Annotated in this window: 22 protein-coding genes; 12 read left to right on the top strand and 10 right to left on the bottom strand. The window is 47.1% G+C overall.

Annotated elements, in window-relative coordinates:
- The first annotated feature begins 24 nt into the window (after positions 1-24).
- Positions 25-582: a hypothetical protein gene (locus BST96_RS20790; RefSeq protein ID WP_085759887.1), complete on the top strand. Its 558-nt coding sequence runs from the start codon at positions 25-27 to the stop codon at positions 580-582.
- A gap of 93 nt (positions 583-675) precedes the next feature.
- On the opposite strand, the gene BST96_RS17220 is transcribed toward BST96_RS20790, so the two are convergent.
- The 4 genes from BST96_RS17220 to BST96_RS17205 all read right to left on the bottom strand — a co-directional run bounded on the left by BST96_RS17220 (position 676) and on the right by BST96_RS17205 (position 4,804).
- Positions 676-2,151 carry a tetratricopeptide repeat-containing sulfotransferase family protein gene (locus tag BST96_RS17220; RefSeq protein WP_169714028.1) on the bottom strand — a complete coding sequence of 492 codons (1,476 nt, stop codon included), beginning with the start codon at positions 2,149-2,151 and terminating at the stop codon, positions 676-678.
- A gap of 85 nt (positions 2,152-2,236) precedes the next feature.
- Positions 2,237-3,274, bottom strand: coding sequence for a zinc-binding dehydrogenase (locus tag BST96_RS17215; RefSeq protein WP_085759885.1), 1,038 nt, complete (start codon positions 3,272-3,274; stop codon positions 2,237-2,239).
- Positions 3,275-3,289: 15 nt separating this feature from the next.
- Positions 3,290-4,132 carry a ThuA domain-containing protein gene (locus tag BST96_RS17210; RefSeq protein ID WP_240554830.1) on the bottom strand — a complete coding sequence of 281 codons (843 nt, stop codon included), beginning with the start codon at positions 4,130-4,132 and terminating at the stop codon, positions 3,290-3,292.
- Positions 4,133-4,159: 27 nt separating this feature from the next.
- On the bottom strand, positions 4,160-4,804 hold the full coding sequence (locus BST96_RS17205) for a glutathione S-transferase family protein (RefSeq protein WP_085759883.1): 645 nt from the start codon (positions 4,802-4,804) through the stop codon (positions 4,160-4,162).
- Positions 4,805-5,086: 282 nt separating this feature from the next.
- On the opposite strand from BST96_RS17205, the gene BST96_RS17200 reads away from it, so the two are divergent.
- The 8 genes from BST96_RS17200 (at position 5,087) to BST96_RS17165 (ending at position 14,499) form a co-directional block, all read left to right on the top strand.
- Positions 5,087-5,848: an SDR family NAD(P)-dependent oxidoreductase gene (locus tag BST96_RS17200; protein WP_085759882.1), complete on the top strand. Its 762-nt coding sequence runs from the start codon at positions 5,087-5,089 to the stop codon at positions 5,846-5,848.
- Between the two features lie 98 nt (positions 5,849-5,946).
- Positions 5,947-6,717, top strand: coding sequence for a ThuA domain-containing protein (locus BST96_RS17195; RefSeq protein WP_085759881.1), 771 nt, complete (start codon positions 5,947-5,949; stop codon positions 6,715-6,717).
- A 133-nt stretch (positions 6,718-6,850) separates the two neighbouring features.
- Complete coding sequence (locus BST96_RS17190; RefSeq protein ID WP_085759880.1) at positions 6,851-8,038, top strand: acyl-CoA dehydrogenase family protein; 1,188 nt, start codon at positions 6,851-6,853, stop codon at positions 8,036-8,038.
- Positions 8,039-8,050: 12 nt separating this feature from the next.
- Entirely contained in the window at positions 8,051-8,881 is an 831-nt protein-coding gene (locus BST96_RS17185) for an enoyl-CoA hydratase-related protein (protein ID WP_085759879.1), read from the top strand.
- Between the two features lie 41 nt (positions 8,882-8,922).
- Entirely contained in the window at positions 8,923-10,071 is a 1,149-nt protein-coding gene (locus BST96_RS17180) for an aromatic ring-hydroxylating oxygenase subunit alpha (protein WP_085759878.1), read from the top strand.
- 332 nt (positions 10,072-10,403) lie between these two features.
- A complete protein-coding gene (locus BST96_RS17175; protein ID WP_085759877.1) occupies positions 10,404-11,813 on the top strand; it encodes a carotenoid oxygenase family protein in 1,410 nt (469 codons plus the stop codon).
- Positions 11,814-11,823: 10 nt separating this feature from the next.
- Positions 11,824-13,218 (top strand): aromatic ring-hydroxylating oxygenase subunit alpha, encoded by a 1,395-nt coding sequence (locus tag BST96_RS17170; RefSeq protein WP_085759876.1) that lies wholly within the window; start codon positions 11,824-11,826, stop codon positions 13,216-13,218.
- Complete coding sequence (locus BST96_RS17165; RefSeq protein WP_206045361.1) at positions 13,219-14,499, top strand: cytochrome P450; 1,281 nt, start codon at positions 13,219-13,221, stop codon at positions 14,497-14,499.
- 27 nt (positions 14,500-14,526) lie between these two features.
- Here BST96_RS17165 and BST96_RS17160 read toward each other — a convergent pair whose 3' ends face one another.
- From BST96_RS17160 to BST96_RS17140, 6 genes are all read right to left on the bottom strand, one after another.
- On the bottom strand, positions 14,527-16,071 hold the full coding sequence (locus BST96_RS17160) for a long-chain-fatty-acid--CoA ligase (RefSeq protein WP_085759875.1): 1,545 nt from the start codon (positions 16,069-16,071) through the stop codon (positions 14,527-14,529).
- Positions 16,072-16,086: 15 nt separating this feature from the next.
- Positions 16,087-16,926 (bottom strand): SDR family NAD(P)-dependent oxidoreductase, encoded by an 840-nt coding sequence (locus BST96_RS17155; protein ID WP_085759874.1) that lies wholly within the window; start codon positions 16,924-16,926, stop codon positions 16,087-16,089.
- A gap of 15 nt (positions 16,927-16,941) precedes the next feature.
- On the bottom strand, positions 16,942-17,820 hold the full coding sequence (locus BST96_RS17150; RefSeq protein ID WP_169714027.1) for an endo-1,4-beta-xylanase: 879 nt from the start codon (positions 17,818-17,820) through the stop codon (positions 16,942-16,944).
- Between the two features lie 39 nt (positions 17,821-17,859).
- Positions 17,860-18,021 (bottom strand): hypothetical protein, encoded by a 162-nt coding sequence (locus tag BST96_RS20520; RefSeq protein WP_157118000.1) that lies wholly within the window; start codon positions 18,019-18,021, stop codon positions 17,860-17,862.
- A complete protein-coding gene (locus tag BST96_RS17145; protein ID WP_085759872.1) occupies positions 18,005-18,454 on the bottom strand; it encodes a pyridoxamine 5'-phosphate oxidase family protein in 450 nt (149 codons plus the stop codon). Before BST96_RS17145 ends, BST96_RS20520 begins: the two co-directional genes overlap by 17 nt.
- 122 nt (positions 18,455-18,576) lie before the next feature.
- Positions 18,577-19,815 (bottom strand): aromatic ring-hydroxylating oxygenase subunit alpha, encoded by a 1,239-nt coding sequence (locus tag BST96_RS17140; RefSeq protein ID WP_085759871.1) that lies wholly within the window; start codon positions 19,813-19,815, stop codon positions 18,577-18,579.
- Between the two features lie 165 nt (positions 19,816-19,980).
- Between BST96_RS17140 and BST96_RS17135 the strand changes: the two genes are divergently transcribed.
- The 3 genes from BST96_RS17135 (at position 19,981) to BST96_RS17125 (ending at position 23,058) form a co-directional block, all read left to right on the top strand.
- Positions 19,981-20,394 (top strand): hypothetical protein, encoded by a 414-nt coding sequence (locus BST96_RS17135; protein ID WP_085759870.1) that lies wholly within the window; start codon positions 19,981-19,983, stop codon positions 20,392-20,394.
- 140 nt (positions 20,395-20,534) lie between these two features.
- A complete protein-coding gene (locus BST96_RS17130; protein ID WP_085759869.1) occupies positions 20,535-21,707 on the top strand; it encodes a GGDEF domain-containing protein in 1,173 nt (390 codons plus the stop codon).
- A gap of 22 nt (positions 21,708-21,729) precedes the next feature.
- Complete coding sequence (locus tag BST96_RS17125) at positions 21,730-23,058, top strand: aromatic ring-hydroxylating oxygenase subunit alpha (protein ID WP_169714026.1); 1,329 nt, start codon at positions 21,730-21,732, stop codon at positions 23,056-23,058.

The raw sequence follows: 23,058 nt of genomic DNA, 5'->3' as shown, positions 1-23,058 counted from the left end.
CGAGAAACCTCGAGGAATATAACAATGAAAAAATTAAACACTATTTTAGCTGCATCTGCTCTTGTACTTACTGCTGGCGCTGCTCAAGCTGCCTACCTTCCACTAGCAGGTACTATCTCTGGTACTTCTACTGGTTTTGACGCTGGTACTACTACTGGTACTGCTACAGGTATCTTCCAGTTGAACACTTTGACTCTATCTTGGCAGGCTACTACTAACGTCGTTACTGGCTTCACCAACATGACTATTGAATCTACTACTGTATTCAATGTTTTCGGTGTAGGTGAGACTCGTGTTGATAGCTGTACTAACAACGGTGGTGCTTTTAACGGCTGTTTATCTACTAGCATCGGTACTTGGTCTGCAGTTTCTGGCATGACTTTCACTTCTGCTCCAAACACTATGCCTATCACTTTGAACCAAACTTCAAGTGTTGAAGCTCTTCCTGGTAGCATCATCAACAACGACACTGACTACACTTTCGTAGCTGCTGGTCCTGCTGTTGTTCCAGTTCCTGCTGCAGCTTGGTTGTTCGGTTCAGCTCTAGTTGGTTTGGCTGGTATCGGTCGTAAGCGTAAGTAATTTATCTTTAGATAAATTTCTTAAGCTACACATTGAAACCCGCTTCGGCGGGTTTCTTTGTTTTCAGGCATTAGACATTCAGGGAAAGCAGGTTTAATACTGATCGAGAGGGTAGACAGGGTCTATAATGTTGATCACAGGCGCCAGGTATTTTTCATGGTGCTTCCATTTTGCAATAGCTTTGGTATGAACAGGCTGCCTGACTTGAATATCACTGGATGTAATAATTGTGCCTACATTCGTATGATGACTTAAACACGCATCATCCCATGGCAGGCCACAAAACTTGACAAGCTCAGGAATAATCCCTTCCGGCTGCCCTACCAGGTCCTCGTACTTCACCCTGAATATTTGATTGGGATAAGCCGTCTCCCAGTAATCCATTTGCTGCTCAAACTCTAGATAGTAGTTGGCCAAGGCATCGAGATTAAATAACTGATCATAGCTGCTTTCAAAAAATTGATGGTAACAAGAAAGCAAAGTATCTAATGGGTGGCGTCGCAACCTTATAATTTTCGCTTGTGGAAATGCTGATAAAATAGCACCCACAAACTTAAAGTTTTCTATACTCTTGTCCACTACAACATGGCCTTTCGCTTCCTTAATTAGAGGAAAACGCAAGAAGGATTTGTTGAGTAATTCAGCATATTCAGGCATATGTTCATCCGGCCAGTCTTTAATAGCATGAGTTAGCCGGTGGGCTTTACAGGTTTCATTAACAGCATGATTAAAGGCCAATGACTCTCCGGTGCCTTTAGTCAAATGATGGGCACCTAAAATCTGCTCTAACAAAGTCGTGCCTGACCTTGGGGGTGCCACAATAAATACAGGGCGCTGCTCCGGTGGCTGAGCCGCCGGTTGCGCAGCGAGGTGTTCAGCGGAAAATAAACGGTGGTTGTTTTGCCCCGCCGTGGATATATATTCTGCTGACGTATCGACAGCGCCATTGGCAATGTGAAGGTATTTCCAGTAGCGTTGTAGGTCGCGCTTTTCATAATACCAAGCTAGTGTAAAGCTGCCTGCAGCCAGTAATTTTTTATCATTACTGCAAGCCTGAAGTACCTGTTGCAAATCCTCTATTAATGCTTCTGGAAAGTTTTTAATATCCAGACGTAAATACCCCCAATAAGCGTATATATCACGTTTATTGATCGCCAATGCTTGCTTAAACGCCTTAATAGCTTCTTCCGTATTACCCATAGTGGTATAAGTAAAAGCAATATTGCGATAAATAGCGCACTTATTGGCCGCCACTGGCAATGCAGAGTTTAAAATATCTAGTGCATCTTCTATTCTATTAATACCACGGTAAAATGCCGCTACCGTTTGTAAAACCTCTGCTGACTTGGGGTATAGTCGCAATATTTTTTTTGCAAGCAGCTCAGCCTCATTGATCTCCCGGTTTCGTGATAACAAATTCATCAGAAGAACAGGCGGCTCTTCTTCATTGGGACATTGCTCAATAACTTGCAGCAACCAATGCTTCGCCTGATTATTATTACCGTTTTCAATAGCCTGACTTATACGCTGAGTGACAGTTTGTAGTGGCATTTGTACAGTCGGTGCCAAAACACTATCCGATACATTAATCAACTTTGTTAACTGGCTCTTTTTGATCTTCTTATTTTTTTTCTTTTTTAACGGCATGATAATGTTAACTCGAAATTTTTGTCAGTACCTTGCACTGGCTGCTGGGCGTTTTAAGTGCCTCAAAAGCATCGGGTAATTCCTCAAGGCTAACAATATCAGTGATCATTGGTGAAACATCAATACGCTTTTCTGCGAGCATGGCAACCGATGTTTCAAAATCATCTTTAGTATAAGCAATAGCAAACTGAATATTTAATTCTTTAATCAAACCAAAAAATGGCATGATATTATCCGGCTGCTCACAAACACCAACGGGAATTATTTTACCGCCATAAGGCGCCATTTCCATGCACTGCTGCAATAAGCCCGGTGCACCAACACACTCTAAAATAATATCCGGTGGTGCTCCAGTATGATCACAAAATTGCTCCAGCAAATCTTCTGCACCTTTTTCCAAATCCGGTTTAATTACATGAGTAGCACCCATTTTTTTGGCCAGGGCCGCACGGCTATCAGCCAACTCACTAATGACTACATCACGAGCACCAAAAAATTTAGCCCATAGTGCAACGGTTAGACCGATAGGGCCCGCCCCCATAATTAACACCCTGCTACCCGCCTTAAGGTCAGCAATCCTGACTGCGTGTAAGCTGACCGCCAGAGGCTCTACCAGAGCAGCGGTTTGTAAATCCAGGCTATCAGGCAACAGAATCGTTTCACGGCTTCCGGTCGTTACATACTCGGCAAAACCACCCTGATCATCCACACCGGATACTTTTTTATTGGCACACTGAAAAAATTCACCCGCTGCACAGGGTAAACATTTACCACAGGCAATAAAGGGAATAGCACATACCTTATCACCCACCTGCCAATCACCGTCTGCTGCTTTGCCCACCTCGGCAATCTCACCCACATACTCATGCCCCAATATTTGGCCGCAGCAGGCAGTGGTTAAACCCTCACGGGTAGCATGCAAATCGGTACCACAGATACCGCAATAACTGACCTTCATAACCAGTTCAGTAGATTCCGGAGTAGGATCATCAACGTTCTCAACCGATAATGGCTGCCCGACTTCTTTAAAGACTGCTGCTTTCATGGTTTATTCCTTACATTATTCATGATTGTTTCTATCGCGAGCCCACTGTTTGGCCTCGTCACTGGCCACCCAGTTAATGGCATTGCTTAACAGTGTTTGATACTCAGTACTATCATAGGCAGCTTTGCTATCACCGCACTGTAAGTAGACTATAGGGCTATTTTTGTAGTGTTTTACCCAGCCAATAAGATTGTGGCCTGGAGCATGATGCCAGCCTTCTCGACTGAACATGGTACCTGTGACCGCCTGCTGGGATGAGTAAAAATTGCTATCACAATAATCGTAATCGCTACTTAATAGAGGGATAACTGAATCATCAAAGACATGGGATAAATATAATTCATCGTTAATTGAAAATGTCTGGCTAACCCCAGCGGTTACAGGGTGATCTTGAAGTACAGAGACCTGGTGAGTGATTTCATGGCGATAACCGGAATCCGGGTAATCAACCCCCCTAATCTGACCAGGCTTATATAAAAATTTGCCACCAATTATTTCTGCATACTCAGGCCATGCCGGCCAGGCGGCAATGGTGTGATGAAGAAAAACAAAACCGTGGCCCTGTTCTAACAACGCTAAAAAGTTTTCTTTAAAACTGGTGGGCGGCTCTATATAGCGAGGTGCCAGCCCATCATCTGCGTCAGCCTTAAAGAAATCCATCCCCGGCATATCATAAAGCACAAAGGCGCGATAATCTTTAGCCAGCTCAGGATTAAAAAAAGCCTGCGAGGCAGGCTGTTCGACGCTACAGGCATTAATCCCCTCAATGCCATCAAACACACTGAGAAAATCTTCGCGATTAAACGGGTGCCCCTTGGTCATTACCAAAACGGCATTATCATTTTGGTAATCGATCATCGCCATCCGCCTAACCGCCCTGTGATACTACTGAGCTTGCGCTAATTCTGAAGGGTGGAAACTGGCGGCAATGCTTGGACGCTCAGCTACACGGGCAAACCAGGCCGCTAAGTTAGATAATTCAGCAGGGAAACCCTGACCAATCATATTGCCAAAGTCCGCAAAGCAGTACAGCTGTATATCTGCAAGGGTAAAGCGGTCTCCACAGAAGTACTGCTTATCGCCCAACGCTTCGTTGATCCAGGCCCAATTTGACTGAACGACTGCTTTTAAATCATCTGCCGACTCAGGGACGACATGGCAGCGGTTTTCAAATATAGCCAAACCTTCGGCGCTTCTAAAACCCAGAGACATAGGCTCAAGTATACGGCCATCAAAACGACGAACCCACATAGCTGTCTGTGCGCGCTCTTCAGGAGTAGTCCCCACCAGCGAGGAGCTACCATTTATTTCATCCAGATAGTTACAAATAACGGTAATTTCAGCCAGCGCTTCACCGCTATCCAGCTGCAAACAGGGAGACTGAGCCGATGGGTTCATTTTCTTAAACTCATCGGTTAAATTATCACCACCCATAATATCGACATCGATAGTTTCCAGCTCGATGCCCCGCTCTGCCATAAACATTCTCAGAACACGTGGATTAGGGCCAACCGATGAATATAGTTTCATGTTTTATCTCCAGTTTTGGTGCAGTTTCAACAGCCGATTTGGGCCGGCAATATGGCCGGAAATGCCTGATCTGACTGTTATTTTTATCAATTATGATGCCCACATTATCGGAACCAAAATAAACAGTCAAATCTGATTGTTTTTTTTTAGGAGGTTTGATACCTTAAGCTTCAAATTGAGCGATCAATCTATAGTCAAGCTGCCTAAAACGCCCTATTGGCGGGACCAGACCAGCCTGAAATAAACCCCAATATACCAATAATTTACTACTAGGAGACATTCATGGATCTCGGACTATCTGGAAAAAAAGCCGTTATTACCGGTTCTACCAAAGGCATTGGCCGCGCCATTGCTAATTTACTGGCCGATGAAGGTGTTGATCTGGCAATTTGCTCACGTAACCAGGCTGAAGTTGATGCTGCGGTTGCGGACCTTAGCGCTAAAGGCGTTAAAGTCACAGGCTCCGTAGTAGATGTTGCTGATAAAGCGACTTATCAGGCGTGGATTGCTGCCGTAGGTGAAGAGCTGGGTGGTATTGATATCTTCGTACCGAATGTTAGTGCTGGCGGTGGTGCTGTCGGTGATGAAGCCTGGCAGGCCAACCTGGATATCGACGTTCTGGGTACAACTCGCGGTATCGAAGCGGCTATGCCCTTCCTTGAGAAGTCCGAAGCGGCGTCTATTGTTGTTATCTCTTCCACAGCGGGTGTTGAAACCTTTATGCAGCCTGCCCCTTACAATGCCATCAAAGGCGCTTTGGTAGTACACGCCAAGCAGCTTAGTCAGGCATTAGCGCCTATGGGTATCCGCGTCAACAGTGTGGCTCCAGGCCCAGTCTTTATTGAAGGCGGCGCATGGGACTTTATCAAAGAAAATATGAAAGAAGTTTACGATATGACTTTGGCCCAGATCCCACAGGGTCGTATGGGTAGCGCAGAAGAAATCGCTAACAGTGTTGCCTTCCTGGCCAGCCCTGCTGCCAGCCTGATCACCGGTGTTAACCTGGTGGCCGACGGTGGTTTCACTAAGCGTGTACAGCTGTAAGCACTTGAAATAAGCAAGACCCGAAACGGGCCGAAGCAAAACTTCGGCCCGTTTTTACACACCAACATATAATAACGAATGATTAACGAGTTGAGATTATGGGTAAAAGTGATCGTATAGACGTCTATCTTATTGCCGGCGGCAAGTACCACAATATTGACCATGCCCGGCTGGAAATTATGAAGTTATTGGCCGAGCAGCCACGCATCAAAGTTAAAGTCGGCGCTGATTACAGTGACATCGATGCCATCTGCGAATCTGATTTTATTATCACCTATACCTGTGATGTATTACCTACCGAAGAAGAAACCAAACGCCTTAGCGAATTTGTTCGCAGTGGTAAGAAATGGTTTGCCACTCACGGTACCAATTCTATTTTACGCTTCTTACCTAAGGATGACGGCAGCTTTGATGTTGATACCCCGGAAGAAAACGTCGAGTTTATGGAAATACTGGGCAGCCAGTTTATGTCTCACCCGCCCATTCACGAATATCAGGTAGAGATCACCCAGCCAGACCATCCGCTGGTAAAAGATATCCCACCCTTTAAAGTGGACGATGAACTCTATCTGTGTAAATTCCACGGCGACCATGAAGTCCTGCTTCACACCCACTGGTCAGAAAAGGTGGATGAAGGCTTTATCAGTGATGCCTGGATGAAAGAAACCGATGTACAGCCGGTCTACTATATCCACCCTTATGGCAAGGGACAGGTTTTATACTTAACATTAGGCCACTGTCGCGGTAAGTATGATATGCAGCCTATCGTTGAAGAATACCCGGTCCCTGAAGAAGGCGCCTGGAGAACAGAAGAATTTTACGAATTATTACGACGCGGTATCGTCTGGGCAATGGAGCCCACCGCCTAAACCCATGTAGGGTGGATTATAATCCACCAAACGTAACAGTAATATACGGTGGATTATAATCCACCCTACAATTTAGATTTTTTGTGTGGCAGTGTTGGCGCGCAAGACAACCATTGATAGAAAGGTCAAGATTATGGATTTAAATTTCAGCGAAGAAGAACTCCAGTTTCAACAGGAAGTTCGCCAGTTTCTTGCTGACAATATGCCAGCCAGTGTTATAGAAGCGCATAAAACCAATGCCAGTGTGTTTGTTGAAAAAGAAACCGCACTGGAATGGCAAAAAGTACTGGTTGATAAAGGCTGGGCCGTACCGCAGTGGCCGGTTGAATACGGCGGCACTGACTGGACCCCTGCGCAAAAGTACTTATTCAGTAAAGAGTGCTATTTAGCCGGGGCCCCCATGCTTATTCCATTGGGCTTGCTTATGTTAGCCCCGGTGATTATGGCCTTTGGTACCGAGGAGCAAAAAACTGAGTATCTGCCCAAAATGCTTAGCGGTGAGCACTACTGGTGCCAGGGTTATTCCGAACCCGGTTCCGGCTCTGACCTTGCCAGCTTAAAGCTAAAAGCTGAATCTGACGGTGATGATTATGTGCTGAACGGTTCTAAAATCTGGACCACACACGCCCATGTTGCCACCCATATCTATTGTCTGGTACGTACCGACAATAGCGGCAAAAAACAACAGGGCATCAGCTTCTTACTGATTGATTTGGCCACACCGGGTATCACCATTGACCCCATTATCACCATGGCCAATGACCACGAAGTGAATCAGGTTTTCTTCCAGGATGTACGCATCCCCAAAGCCAACTTAGTCGGCGAAGAAAATAAAGGCTGGACCTGCGCCAAGTACTTATTGGAATTTGAGCGCGGTGGTGGTTTTAACGGTGATCGCATCACCTATGAACTGGATCATTTACGTGAACTGATTGCTGAACAAGGCAAAAAAGATCCCGCTTTTAATGCCAATGGCGAGATTGATAAAAAGCTGGCCCGTATCGCCATGGACTTAAAAGCCCTTGAGATTACCGAGCTAAGAATTTTGTCGTCCGTTAGTGGCGGTGGCAACCCCGGTCCGGAATCTTCCATTATGAAATTATCGGCAACCGCCATAGAGCAGCGCATTAATCAGCTGGCGGTTGAAGTTATCGGCTATCAGGGCCTGGCCATGGACCCCACTGACGATGGCAGCCCTTACCGTCCCGACTATATTACCTCAGTAACGCCCCGCTACCTGAATAACCGTGCTGCCTCTATCTTTGGTGGTTCACAAGAAGTGCAACGCAATATTATTGCGAAGATGGTGCTGGGTTTATAAGCGGGTTTTGTTATGTACCAGGAAATCACCTATGCAGTCGATGGCCCCAGCGCCATCATAACCATGAATCGTCCAGAGCAACTTAATGCCTGGACGGATTCTATGGGTGATGAAATCCGTCAGGCTTTTCACCAGGCTGAACATGACGACACTATCGTGGGCATTATTTTTACCGGAGCCGATCGCGCTTTTTGCTCCGGTGCCGACCTAAGCCTATTGGATAATATTGTCGACGGCGGACGACCCGATGGTTCCAATATCACACCTCCCGGTGATAACACGCTGGATGCGGGCTACCGCCAAACCTATTCCTATATCGCCTCTATCCGCAAACCTGTTATAGCCGCCATTCACGGCGCCTGTGTCGGCATGGCTATCCCCATCGCATTATTTTGCGATTTACGTTTTGCCACACCCAAGGCTTTTTTTATGACCGCCTTTTCCCAGCGCGGCCTGATTGCCGAATGGGGTAGCAGTTGGTTGCTACCCCGTATGGTGGGCAATGCTAACGCCATGGATATGCTGCTATCCAGCCGCCGTGTTTATGCCGAAGAAGCCAAACAGATGGGCATGATTAATCGTATTTGCGAACAGGATCAGTTAATTAGCCAGGCTAAAGACTATATAGCTGATCTAGCTCAACACTGTTCACCCTACTCTATGGCTATTATTAAACGGCAGTTGCATCAGGATTGGATGAACAGTCTTGACGATGCACAAAAGAACGCTGAAGACTTAATGCTAAAGAGTTTTGCCGGAGACAATTTTAAGGAAGGTGTAGCCGCTATTTTAGAAAAACGCGCCCCTAACTTCCCGCCACTACAACTTGGCGATAACGACTAACAAAGAGAATAATACGCTGTCACAGGCAGCAGGAGCAGACAATGCAACAGGAAAAACTGGTAGCTGAAGTTAAAACACTGATGGACCTGGTGGCCAATAAAACCACCACACTCGCTGATAGCACCATGACAATCAATGTGAGTGAATACACTAGCCCCGATCAGTTTGACCGTGAAAAGGTTGAGCTATTTCGTAACTACGCTCAATTTGTAGGCCCCAGCTGCATTATTCCTAATCCAGGTGATTATTTTTCTTTTGATGATACCGGTGTACCCATATTGATTACCCGTACCAAAGACGGCAGCCTTAATGCCTTTGTTAATGCCTGTTCGCACCGCGGTGCACCACTGACTGATTGTGATCACGGCTCAGCGAAAAAAGGCAAGATGTTTTCCTGCCCTTACCACGGCTGGAGTTATGATCTTGACGGCAAACTGATTGGCGTGCCGTTTGGCAACGAAGGTTTCCCGGATATCAACCGTGAGGAACTGGGCTTACGACAGCTTCAGGTCGAAGAAAAGCACGATATGATTTTTGTGATGCCCAACCCGGATCTAAGCTTTGATATCGATGAAGTTCTGGGTGGTATCAGTGAGCGCCTGGATGGTTTTGGGTTTAAAGATCATTACTACCTGGGTGCCAAGCAGGTATTTACTGATTTTAGCTGGAAGCTAAATATGGATACCTTCCACGAGTATTATCACTTTGAATTTTTACACCCTGAAAGTATTGCCCAGATGGCCTATAGCAATACCGCCAACTACGTGCAGTATGGCCGCAACCACTCAATGGGCTCACCGTCTTTACAAATCAATGAACTGAAAGAAGTCCCTGAAGATAAATGGGAGCCTCGCGAATATACTTCTTATGTCAATTATATTTTCCCTAATACCGTTATCTTTGTAGTCAACGATCATTTCCAGACCTGGCGCGTTTACCCTATCAGCCCGGGTAAGTCAGTGGTTTACCACAGCATGTTTATCCCCCATGAGCCCAAGTCTGATGAAGAGCGCAAAGGCTTTGAAGACTACTTTCAAATGATCAATGATGTGGCTGTAGCGGAAGATTATGGCCTGGTAGACAAAGTCCACCGTGGCCTGCAATCCGGTATTGACCGCAATGTAATTATCGGGAGAAATGAGCCCGGCGTACAAAATATGCATCGCCAGTTACACGACTTATTAGGCTAAACAGCTCCACAGTGCGCTGCACCTAAAACGGCTTCGGACTATGAGTTCGAAGCCGTTTTTTATTATAAATCCCCAATACAAACAAGAACTTAAGAAAGATAGTTAAAGTACCCTTTTCGCCAAAACTCCCATAGTTTTGGCTACCGACAATCAGGCTCTCACCTGCGCCAGCCTGCTAAATCCAGTAAAAATTGATCTATATCAGCTAACCTTTATTTAAAAACAGTCAGTCCTGTCTTTTATTTTTCCGCATTGCTAGGATCCAACTACAGTCATACAAAAACCATCAACAGCAAGCGATAAATAACAACACAAGACCACTGGAGTTAACTATGGATCTAAGCCGCTTCCCCTACCTACAGGGCAATTATGCCCCCATTGACGAAGAGCGCGATTTTAATGACACCGAGCTTACCGTAGAAGGCACAGTGCCTGAGAACCTGGTGGGTGCCTTTATGCGTAACGGTGCCAATACTGCCTATGAACCGATTCACTATGTCTACCCTCTTGATGGTGACGGTATGATCCACAGCCTCTACTTTAATAAAGGCAAAGTGCACTACCGCAACCGCTGGGTGCAAACCAATCATTTAAAAACCGAACGTGAATTTGACCGCACTATCTACGGCAGCCCCGGCAAACTGGTACCCGTCCCCCAGGATGTACTGGATGCAGGCGGCGAACCCAGCCCACTGAAAAATACCTCCAACACCTCCGTGATTATGCACGGCGGCAAGCTCTACTCATTATGGGAAGGCGGCTTCCCTCACCTGATGTCAGCCGGCCTTGAAACGGTTGAACTGTATGACTACGAGGGTTATCTGCGGCCCGGTGATGCCTTGTCGGCACACCCGAAAATCTGCCCTGTGACCGGCGAGTTGATTTCCTGTACCCAGCGTACCGATGGCGATTATTTTACGCTGCAAATTTTTGATCGCGACGGCGTACCCAGCAAAGCCATCCCGGTTCCGATGGCAGAAAAAACCATTATTCATGACTTACAAATTTGTGGTGACTGGGTAGTGATCTTTTACCCCCCTGGCTACCACAGCCCGGAGGATGCGATGGCGGGTAAAGACCCCTTCCGCTGGGACGCTGATAAGCCCGCTAAAGTGATCGCAATTAAACGGGACGGCAGTGACATAATTGAATTTGAAACCCCCGCCTTTTTCAGCTGGCACTTCTGTAATGGCTATGAAGAAGATGGCCAATTAATCGTGGATTATATCTGGCTACAACAAATCCCCTTCGCCAAAGCCCTTGATAGCGGCCTCGAAAAACAGACTCGCAATATGCACCGTATGACGCTGGATCTTCATACTAAAGCCGTGACTGATACTAAACTGAGCGCTATTTACTGCGAGTTTTCCAAAGCGGATGATCGCCGCTGTGGCCTGCATTACCAGTATGGTTTTGCTACCGCATCCAACCGGGAATGGACTGATGCCCACGGTTATAACTGTACCGTGCAATTTGATATGGAAACAGGCCAAACCCAACTCTGGGAATATGGCCATGACGCCAATGCCGGTGAGCCCTTCTATGTCCCTAACCCCGACAGCGATAAAGAAGAAGATGGCTATGTGATGTGCTTTGTTTATAACCCGGGAGAAGACCCTTTTGTCTCGGTACTAAAAGCTGGCTGCGTAGGCGATGGACCTATTGCCAAAATCCATATTCCCGGACGAGTCCCTAACGGGTTCCATACGGGGTGGATGCAGGGCTTAACTCTTAACGGCTAAGGTGAAGACTATGACGGCTAAACTGGATGTAAAAATAGATAATACGATTGGCCCACGATCACCCGGCCCCTCGTATCAGGACTTATTAGATAAAGAGCTTAACCCGGTACCAGATAGCCTTAGGGATAATACCAACCCTTATCTAGGCTCAGAAAACCTGTCCGTTGAACGTTATTTGTCACGGGAATTTCATGAACAGGAAGTGGAGCATGTCTGGAAACGCACATGGCAATCCGTCTGCCGGGTAACGGAAATCAGCGAGCCCGGTGATACCTTTGTCTACGATATTGTCGATATGTCGATTCTTATTAGCCGCACTGAACAGGGCGAATTAAAAGCCTTTAATAATGCCTGTCTGCACCGTGGCCGCCAGCTAATTGATGAAAGTGGCAACTATAAAGAATTGCGCTGCCCTTACCACGCTTTTACCTGGAATCTCGATGGTGGTTTTAAAGGTGCTCCCTGTGCCTGGGACTTTCACCATATTGATAAAGATACATTTGGCCTGACGGACGTACTGGTAGACACCTGGGGTGGCTGGGTCTTTATTAATATGGATAAGAATGCCCCGTCATTGCAAGAGTATCTCGGTGTGCTGCCCTCACACTTTGAACGCTGGAAGCCTGAGAACGGCTATAAAATGATTCATGTAGAAAAAGTCATCCCCTGTAACTGGAAGGTGGGCTGGGAAGCCTTTATTGAGTCCTATCACGCCGTGGCAACCCATCCGCAAATCCTGCCCTATACGGATGATGCCGACTCTCAATATGATGTTTGGGGTGACCATATCAGCCGCACTATTACCGCACTGGGCGTACCCAGTTTTCACCTTGAAGGCCTGACGGATCAGGATGTGGTGGATAATATGCTGGGTGTTTCTGCCATGGTCGCCAGACCGAATAATGCGCTGGTGCCAGACGGTAAAACCGCCAGAGAATATATTGCGCAATTAAATGCCGATGAATTTAGCAGCAATCACGATCAGCCTCTGGATAGCTTTGCCACCAACAGTGAACGAATGGATTCCATTTTATATTCCATCTTCCCCAACTTTGCGCCATGGGCCGGTTTTCACCCCAATATTACTTACCGTTTTCGCCCCAATGGTGATGACCATCAAACGGCCATTATGGAAATTATTGTGATCTGCCAATTAGCCACTGGCGCAGAAAGACCCAAGGACACACCCGTTAGACGGCTCGGCGACGATGAATTATTTTCCCAGGCTCCGGAACTGGGCGAAAGCCTTGGCACTATCTTTGATCAGGATTTGCAGAATATGCCCAAGATTCAAAAAGGCATGAAAAATGTAAAATCCGGTGAGCTAGTGCTGGCAAATTATCAGGAAGTCCGTATTCGTCACTTCCATCAAACCTTAGACAAATATATCAGTGGAGAACTATAAATGGATAATACCGCCAAAAAAACCGCTGCAACAGGCAAGTGCCCGATGGATTTTAATTTTTTCGATCAGGAGACATTAAACTGCCCCTATGAATTTTATGAAACCTTGCAGGAGCAAGCGCCGGTCTACCATTTACCGGATACCAATATTTATATGGTGAGTCGTCACGCCGATATTAAAAAGATTAGCAAAGACACGAAAACCTTCTCCAACAATTTTAACCATTTATTAAAGGGGCCAGAGCCTGCCCCGGAGGTCACTGAGATTTATAATCGTGCCTGGCAGCCAGTAGACACCCTGGTTACTGCGGATCCGCCAAAACATAAAACCTACCGCACACTGGTCAATAAAGTCTTTAACCTAAAACGGGTTAATACTATGGCCGAGTATATGGAAAAAATCGTCCATGAACTGATCGATGGTTTCATTGAAAAAGGCGAATGTGACTTTGTTAAGGAGTTTACCACCCCGCTACCGGTATATGTGATTGCGGACCAGTTAGGTGTGCCCCGCAAAGACCTCAAGGAATTTAAAGAATGGTCCGATTCCTTTGCCCGTCGCCTAAGCCAACTGGCCACACCTGAAGAGCAGATAGAAGATGCTGAAAACATTGTCGCTTTTCAGTTTTACTTTGCGGATATGATCAAAAAGCGCAGTGAAGAACCTAAAGACGATATGATTACCGATCTGGTCAATACCGTGATCAATGATGCTGAAACCGGAGAACAGCGCAAACTCAGCATGGAAGAATTGCAGAATTTGCTACAACAGTTAATGGTCGCAGGTAATGAAACCACCACGTCGGCTATCACCAGCGGTATGGTTAGCCTGATCAATAATCCGCAGCAAATGCAAGCTATACAAGCCGACCCCGGCAAGATAGCCAATGCGGTAGAAGAAATTTTACGAATGGAATCACCTAGCGCCGGACTTTGGCGTGTGGTCACAGAGGACACAGAACTGCACGGCGTTAAAATCCCTAAAGAGTCACTCGTGATGCTGCGCTACCATGCCGCCAACCATGATCGTGCAGTATTTGAAAACCCCACAGATATTGATATTGAGCGCAGCAATGCCAGTGACCATATTGCCTTTGGGCAAGGCATTCATTTTTGCCCGGGCGCCATGCTGGCCAGAAAAGAAATGGTCATTGCCTTTACCGCCTTATTTGAACGACTCAAAGACTTTGAAATTGTAGAGGAAAAATCAGACCTGAATTTTTGGCCCAATATTGTCCTGCGAGGTAGAAAGGGGCTCTACTTAAGCTTTAAGAAAAAGTAACGCTATAACGGGGTGGCTTACACCACCCTAAGGCCAATAGGGTTCGCGCAATACGGTTTTTAATACTTTACCGGATGGGTTGCGCGGCAGCGTGTCGAGAGCGACATACTGCCGTGGAATTTTATAACCGGCCAAATGTTCTCGACAGAACTCAATCAGGCTCAGCTCATCAATAGGCGCGCCTTCGGCGTTAGGCACAATAAAAGCCAGCAAAGACTCACCATATTTCTCGTCAGGCACACCAATCACCGCCACATCACTCACCACCGGGTGCTGCAACAACACTCTTTCCACTTCGTTGGGGTAGACATTCTCGCCCCCGGTAATGACCATATCTTTTTTTCTATCTTTTAAAAAGACATAGCCTTCTTCGTCATAGTAGCCAATATCACCGGTATAGAGCCAACCCGCATTAATCGCCTGAGCTGTTTGTTCTGGCTGATTCCAATAGCCAATCATGACGGTTGAGCTTTTTACCATCAGCTCACCCAATTCGTTAGCCGGTAGCGGATGTCCAGAATCATCAACCACTTTCACCTCTGATGCCGCATTGGGCCGACCACAGGATTTTAATAAATCCAAGCGGCCATTCAGTGCTCTTTTATGGTCGGCAACAGTTAATTGGCAAATAGCGCCCGCCGTTTCAGTCATGCCGTAGGATTGCTGAAAATCACAATTAAATATCTCCAGCGCATCTTTTAACAAGCCCTCACCAATCGGTGAAGCGCCATAATTAATCCGCTTCAAGCTGCTATAGTCTCGCTCCCTGACATTGGGCACCGCGGAGATAATCGCCTGAATCATCGCTGGCACCATAAATAAACTTTTTAAACGGTAGTTCTCAATGGTGTCGACCACAGCAAGGGGATTAAAATTGCGATGAATCACCACGGTAACCGCAATTAACAGGGAATAAAATAACGGGGCTATGGCGCCAATATGGAATAGCGGCGCCATAATTAATTCGGTATCACCAATACTGGGGCGATTTTCCGCAGCGATAATACCGGACATACCCACATCAACTATATTGCGATGGGACAGTACAACCCCTTTCGGTTTTCCGGTTGTACCACTGGTATACAGTTGTAAAAATGCATCATCAATCTCACTGACCGGCTCAATAGTATCCAGTGATTGCTGCTGCCACCATAAAGTCCAGGGCAGCCACTGATCCGGCAATTCATCGATAACACTAAAGTGCTGTATGGGCAAACCCTCACTAGCGCTGACAACCGTTTCGACAAATATCTGATCGGTGGTTAAAACCACTTTTGCCTGGGCATCCTCCAACACAAAGCGCATTTCAGGGACGGCCAGGCGATAATTCAATGTAACAGCGACAGCGCCAATTTTTGCCGCGGCTAAAATCAACACAACATGCTCGATAGAGTTTTCACCCACGATTACCACACGGTCATTTTTCACCATGCCGATAGCGCTTAAGCCGTTGGCCACTTTAATGGCCCGCTGATCCAGTTCGCCGTAGGTTAGCTGCAGATCATCCTGCACCAGAGCAAGACTATCAGGACGCTGTGCCGCATGATACTGAACGGTTTTATCAATACGCATAATCGTTACAACTTATTAATCAAGGCGTGAACCGCCATCGGAGTTAATGGTCTGGCCGGTAATAAAGCTGGAATCATCGGAGCACAAAAAGGCGACGACGCCGGCTAATTCCGAAGGCGCGCCCATCCGTCCCATAGGGATAAAGTCTTCGATAGCTTGTTTAAAAGCACCGTCTGGCAATTGATGTTTTTCGCTGGCCCGACCAATGGTGCCATCCATCATATCGGTAGAGTGGGAACCGGGGCTTACGCAATTAACCCGAATACCGGTTTTAGCTAACTCCAGCGCCAACTGCTGGGTAAACCCAATCACCCCAAACTTTGAGGCACAGTAGGCGCCATAATCCGCCAAACCTACCCTGCCCGCCAAGGAGGCAATCATCACAATACTACCGCCATGGCCACACTCCAGCATAAAGCGACCACCGTATTTACTGATCAGGAACACGCCATTAATATTGACATCAATCGTGTTATTCCAGACCTCTTCCGAGGTTTCAAAAATTGGTGATGAACCTGCATTGCTGGCATCTCCCGCATTGTTAACAATAATATCCAGACGGCCAAACTCGGCTTTGATCTGCTCGATCATCGACACCACCTGGTCCTTATCGGTCACATCACAGACAATCGCCTGCGCTTTATGTCCCTGCTCCCGCAGTTCTGCGGCCAGTGAATCGATACCGTTCCAGCCTATCTCCTGCTCATTGGCTGGCAAATGCTCTGGTGCCCGCTGGCGGCCACAAACAACAATGCTGGCACCATCGGCTGCCAGCCGATGGGCAATGGCACGGCCCAACCCGCGGTGTCTTGCAGCGCCCGTAATCAAGGCGACTTTATCGGTTAAATTGCTCATAGTTTTATTCCTGCACTAAAAAGGGTTGGCTGTTGGTTGGCGCTCAAGCAACGCTTGTTGTACACCATAATAAGCGGGCTTGGGCTGTAATGTTTGATCCATTAACAAGGGGGTAAATCCTGGCAGATTTAACCAATCCTTAATCCAGTTATAACGATCTGTAAAACCCCACACCGTAATCCCGCTACAGGCGGCAACCGCGGTACAGGCCTTTGCCGCCTGGTAATATTCAATACCCTGATCCTGCAAGCGATTATCCAGCCAGGGAAATTTGGCGATATCCAATTCAGTCAGTTCAACCTCAACACCCAGTGCTGCAAACTGTTGAATTTGCCGCTGTAGTTTTTCCGGTGCCGGGTCGTGAAAATTATAATGCGCCTGTATACCCACACCATGCAGCGGCACGCCCTTATCCAATAATTGTTGCACTAAGTGATAATAGGCCTGAAATTTTTCTTCATCATTTTCATCATACCACTCGTTAATATAGAGCTTGGCAGCCGGGTCTGCCTGATGGGCAAGATAAAAAGCCTGTTCAATATAGTCAGTACCCAGCAGGCGATTAAAAATATAATCGGCATAGTCGCCACCGCGAATCGCCAGCGGTTCATTCACCACATCCCAGCGCTCAATCTTACCCTGATAGCGACTAACTAATGTGCTTATATGGTCGGCCATATAATCGCGCAACTGCTTAGCATCCGCAGCCTGCTCGATATAGTCCGGGACACTTGCCCTGCCCCATACCAATGTATGGCCCCGGATGGCTAACTGATGGCTCACGGCAAAATCTACTACTCGATCAGAATCCGCAAATTGCCAGCGACCAGCCTCAGGATGAATCACATCCCACTTTTGCGAACTTTCCGGGGTGACACTACTAAACTCTCGCAACAGCCGGGCAACAAAAGCCGCATCATCCAGATGAAACGCCTACACCGCAGTGCCGATTCTTAATCCGGTCTCATTGGCAATAGTTTTTAAGGGCTTCTGGCTGGCTGCGGTCATTGCTACTGGCGTTGATTCAGCAGCACAAGCAGTCAGTAACGCAGCTACCAGCAGGAATAAGCAACGCTGGCTAGCGAGTCCAGACACGCTTATTGACCGTGCCAAACATTTCAGACAATTCGACCCGGTCCGGCACCAACTTAATCGCAACAAACTCCGGCGAGGTCGGACCATCCGACCAAAATTGGGCCAGATCATAATCAATCACTTCCCAGGCATGGTTTTTGGTCTCCTGATCAGAATAAATAGTCGCCTTGCCTCGTGCCATTAAATGCACAAACTCTGGCGGAGCCACCTGAAACTGAATATCAATCATCGGCTGCTGGGCAATTTGCTTGGCCTTAGCTGTCTCAGGGCCAGTGGCAAACCAAAGCACATCCCCTTCCCAGGTGGGGTGAACCATTCTAACGCGGGGCTCGCCGTCTTTGACCGTAGCCAATGCCGACCATATCGCTTTTTTAGCGGCGGCATTAACATCTTCAAAAAAGGCGTCTTTTTCACTCTCAATCACTGTTGTCATTATTCTCTCCTGCAATACGATAGCCCTATTGTTGTCGCTTCCGACAGCAAGGCATTGCGTAGCTTAGTGTGTCCTGTGTCACTGGCGGTTAACACAGCCTTTAGTATTAGCGGGCCTGATTTTTATGCTTCGATCTGGTTCTGCAATACCGGCGCCACCGCCATACCCTCAGGTATACGCTCTGAGCCAATAATCTGATCAATACTTTCATGGCGGTGATAAATACGCCGCTCCAGATAGGATAAGGTCATACCCTGGATGGCACCGGTTTCCATAGACTGTTGCTGGCTGGGTAAAAACTGTACATCCTCTCCCAAGACCACATCAAAAATAGCGAGTTTTTCCAGCCACTGCTGAGACAGATACTGCTGCTGGTCACGCCACACCTGCTTGCCCTTATTGGCGTCAGTAACCGGTGCAAACCACCAAATATCCATTCGGGTATTGGCTTTATCCACTGGCCAGAACACCAATATCGGAAAGCCGCCGGCATCTAACGGAATAACAACATTAGGGAAAAGGCTATAAGCCAGATTGGTCATACGGGGCAATTCTTCTACCGTGGGGATATCATCAAAACCGGCCTGCGGTGGAATAAAGCCCATACGGTTAGGGGTATACATTTTATTATGACCCTGCTCCAGCAGTGAGATCACCGTGCCTTTATGGTCCAGTATGGTATCCACCGTGTGAGGGTGAATATGCCGCAGATGATAGGTTTCCATAAACGAGTCGGTACAGGCTTTCCAGTTGGCAGCGATATCGATACTGTGTTTATCCACCAATTGCAGTTGATCGAAAGCAAACTGTTCTAACTCTGGCTTAACCGCCATAAGAAATTTATCCAGACTTATCGCATCCGGGTCCCGGTTAACAAATAGGCAACCACCCCAGCTTTCACAACGCAACTCAAGCAATTTATTACACTCAAGATCGAGGTCAATAAAGTCTCGGCGGTCAGGTACACCGATTAAATCGCCATCAAAATTATAGGTCCAGCCATGGTAGCCACAGCGCAGGCGCTGTTGCTCAGCGTATTCCTCTACCACCAGCGGACCAGCCCGATGCTGGCAGGTATTGTAAAAGGCGCGGTAACGTTGCTGTTCATCTTTAACGATCACCACGGGTACCCCGGCATCCTGCCACAGCTTGCTGCTGCCAATATTGGGCAGTTCATCTTTATGGCCGGCAAATAACCAGGTTTTTGGCCATAGCTGCTGCTGTTCGGCTTGCCAGAATTCATCGCTGATATAACGACTAACGGGAATATCCGGCATCGCCGGGAAGCCCTCAGGAGCGCCCTGGCGCTCATAGGCCTCGGCAATCTGCTGCTTGATCAACGCGGTGTGCTGTGGGTCCATATAGCTATCCTGCTTTGCCGTGTTTTTATCGGCTGCCTTTTTATCATAAAGTCATATTACTACCCCATGGCAGCAAAACAAACCGTACTACATGTTTTATTTGACCAATAAACTCTCTACACTAGAGCTATATCAAGGCTTATTACAATAAATAAGGAACGCCCAATGAACAAAACGACTTTTAGCTTGGCCGTACTGACTTTATTGATGGCAAAAATGGCCAATGCCGAGTTCTACACCGACCCCAAAGCACTGCAGCAATTACTTAGCGGTAACTCTCTGGTCGGCAGCTATAACGAGCTGCAATTTATTCAAACCCTCAATACCGATGGCACCGTTATGGTAGCGGTTAAGGGTGAAAAAACGCCGCATAAGGCCAAATGGTTTATCAATGACAAGGCTGAGTATTGTGAGCAGTGGCCAGATCATACCTCCTGCTTTCAAATAGGGCTTGATGGCGAGATGGCAAAACCAGGACAAAAGCAGCTGCTTAAAGTGAAGTCCCATGATGATGCGGATATCGTCTCGTATCTTCATCAGGGGATTATCCCCCTCACCTTTGCTACTGACAGTGAATAATTCAACCGCTGCTGCTAGCGGATTGATGATTGTCACATCCTATTTAGATAGGAATATGCTATGGTTAATTCAAGGGATTAAACTAAAAGGGTTAATCTAAAGACTTAACCTAAAACTAATAACAATAACCACAAAAGATCATGAAAACACAGGCTGAGCCAACACCTCCCATGTCCAAACCCCGTCGTATAGCCGACTGGTTTATCCCTAATTCTATCAAGCAAAACCCCGTCACCGGCCACGTCGAATTAGAGAATAATTACGAGCGGGCCATGATCATGATTTTGATATTTTTTATCAGCTATAGCTCCATTATCGCCTCACATCTCTATTACTACTCGTTTGTCACACCGGACAAAGAAACCTTTGTCACCATGAGTTTTGGCCTTAGCGTAGTAGCCTATACAACCGCGATTTTAATCTGCAAGCTGCTAAACTCGTCGATTATCTTTCTGGGTAACGCCTATTGTTTTGCAACCTTTTTAAGCTTGATTGGCACCATAACAATTACCGGACTTTCCTGGGGTTCGCCACACCTACCCACTGTTTTATTTATTCCTGCGCTGGCCTTTTTAATTTGCGGGCAACGCTCCGGCGTAGCCTGGTCGTTGATTATTCTGCTGCTGTTTTTATTAATCTGGTGGGTCCACCCCTTAAAGGCACCGCTGCCGCAAATTTACCCGCCAGAGATGTTAAACCAGGCTCGCTTAACCGGCTGGGTGGGCGCCGCATTATTGGTAGCCGTCTGTATTAATGCCTATCAGGTCAACTATAAAAACTTAAGTGAGCGACTGGCCAAAGAACGCAGCCATTACGCCTATCAGGCAGAGCATGACCCGCTCACCGGCCTGGCCAACAGAAAACTGTTTTTTCGGCGCGCCAACTCAGCCATTGATGTTGCCGTGGAAGAGCATATTAAGGCGGCGATTGTTTATATAGACCTCAATGACTTTAAAGAAGTGAATGATAATTTTGGCCACCAGGCTGGGGATGAAGTACTCATTCAAAAAGCCAGGCAGTTAAAGTCTGCGGTGAGATCCTCTGATACCGTAGCCCGCCTTGGCGGTGATGAGTTTGGCATTGTATTCCATGCCATTAACAACGAACCCATTGAGCGGCTAATGAAAAAACTGACCGACACCATGAATCAAGCCATTGTTATCGACGGCAATCCATTGGTGGTTGGCTCAAGCATTGGGGTCGCGCTGGTGCCTGATCATGGCACTGATTTTGATGAACTGATGCAGCATGCGGATTCAGATATGTATACGGTCAAGCAGGCTTATAAAGAGGAAGAATCAGCCTTGTCATAACCTCGGATTGAGTAGCAAGAGAATGCCTAATAAAGACTACCGCACACCCAGCATCGACAGAGATACCCCACAACCGGATATCGGTGATAAACGCTTTTCCGGTGAGCGCTTTCACTCCACGGAATTTATGCAAAAAGAGTGGAGCCACCTTTGGCGCAGGGTCTGGAATATGGGCCCCAGAGTTGAAGAGCTTAAGGCGGTGGGCGACTATGTTATTCATACACTGGGTAAAGAATCCTTTATTTTTGTTCTGGACGAAAAGCAAACAATCCGTGCTTATTTTAATGTTTGCCAACACCGGGGCAATCGCCTGGTCTGTGGTGAGCGCAATGGTAAAGCGCGCTTTTTTAAGTGCGCCTTCCATGCCTGGTCATGGAATATTGATGGCAGCATTAAAGGCGTGCCCGATGCCGATACATTCCCACAATTTAAAGACGGCATACCCAAAGAAGAACTCGGCCTCACAGAAATTCGGGTAGACAGCTGGGGGGGCTGGCTCTGGTTTAATATCGATGGCAAAGCTGGACCGCTACTGGATTTTTTAGGGGTGCTACCGGACCATATCGCCCCTTACCGTATGCAAGATATGCGCGCCTATGTCAACGCCACCTTTCTCTGGGACTGCAACTGGAAGATAGCCGTTGATGCCTTTAACGAGAGCTATCATTTTCGGGGCATCCACCCTGAAATGATGACCTGGTCCAATTGTGATGCCAAATTAGAACTGCTGGGTAAACACAGCCGTATGATCAATGAATACGGTGCGCCGAGCAGACCCCACCGCGAGACCATGGAAATTTCTGAGCGCATGCAGGCTTATATGAAATATTTTGGGCTGGACCCGGCAACTTATAACGGCCCCGCCAAAGGTGCCCGTCTTGAAAAACAAAAACTGAATCGCCAGCAACAGGCCGAAGGCAGCGTACCTCACCTACCCTATAATGAGATGACTGACGAACAGCTATCAGATGTCTTTCACTATTTTTATTTTCCCAGTGCGGCGATGAATATTTTTCCCGAAGGAATAAACACCTTTCGCTATCGCCCCCATGAAACCGATCCCAATAAATGCTATTACGACCTGATAATGATGGCCCACTTCCCCGAGGGACAGGCACCGGAACAGTGTGAACACCAGTATTATGATCACAAGGTGCAATATGTGGATATGCTGGACCCCGCGGTGGAAGTGGCGTCATTTATCCTGCAACAGGATGCCGACAACGTACCCGAAGTGCAGCTGGGGGTTCAGTCGGAAGGGTTTAAAGGAATGTACCTGGGCGAACAAGAAATTCGCGTCAGGCACTTTCATAATTTAATTGATGAGTATCTGGCCGATACTCCCGAATAA

This window comes from Oceanicoccus sagamiensis, from assembly GCF_002117105.1.
Classification (GTDB): Bacteria; Pseudomonadota; Gammaproteobacteria; order Pseudomonadales; family Dasaniaceae; genus Oceanicoccus; species Oceanicoccus sagamiensis.
This window is presented reverse-complemented; position numbering and strand designations above follow the sequence as displayed.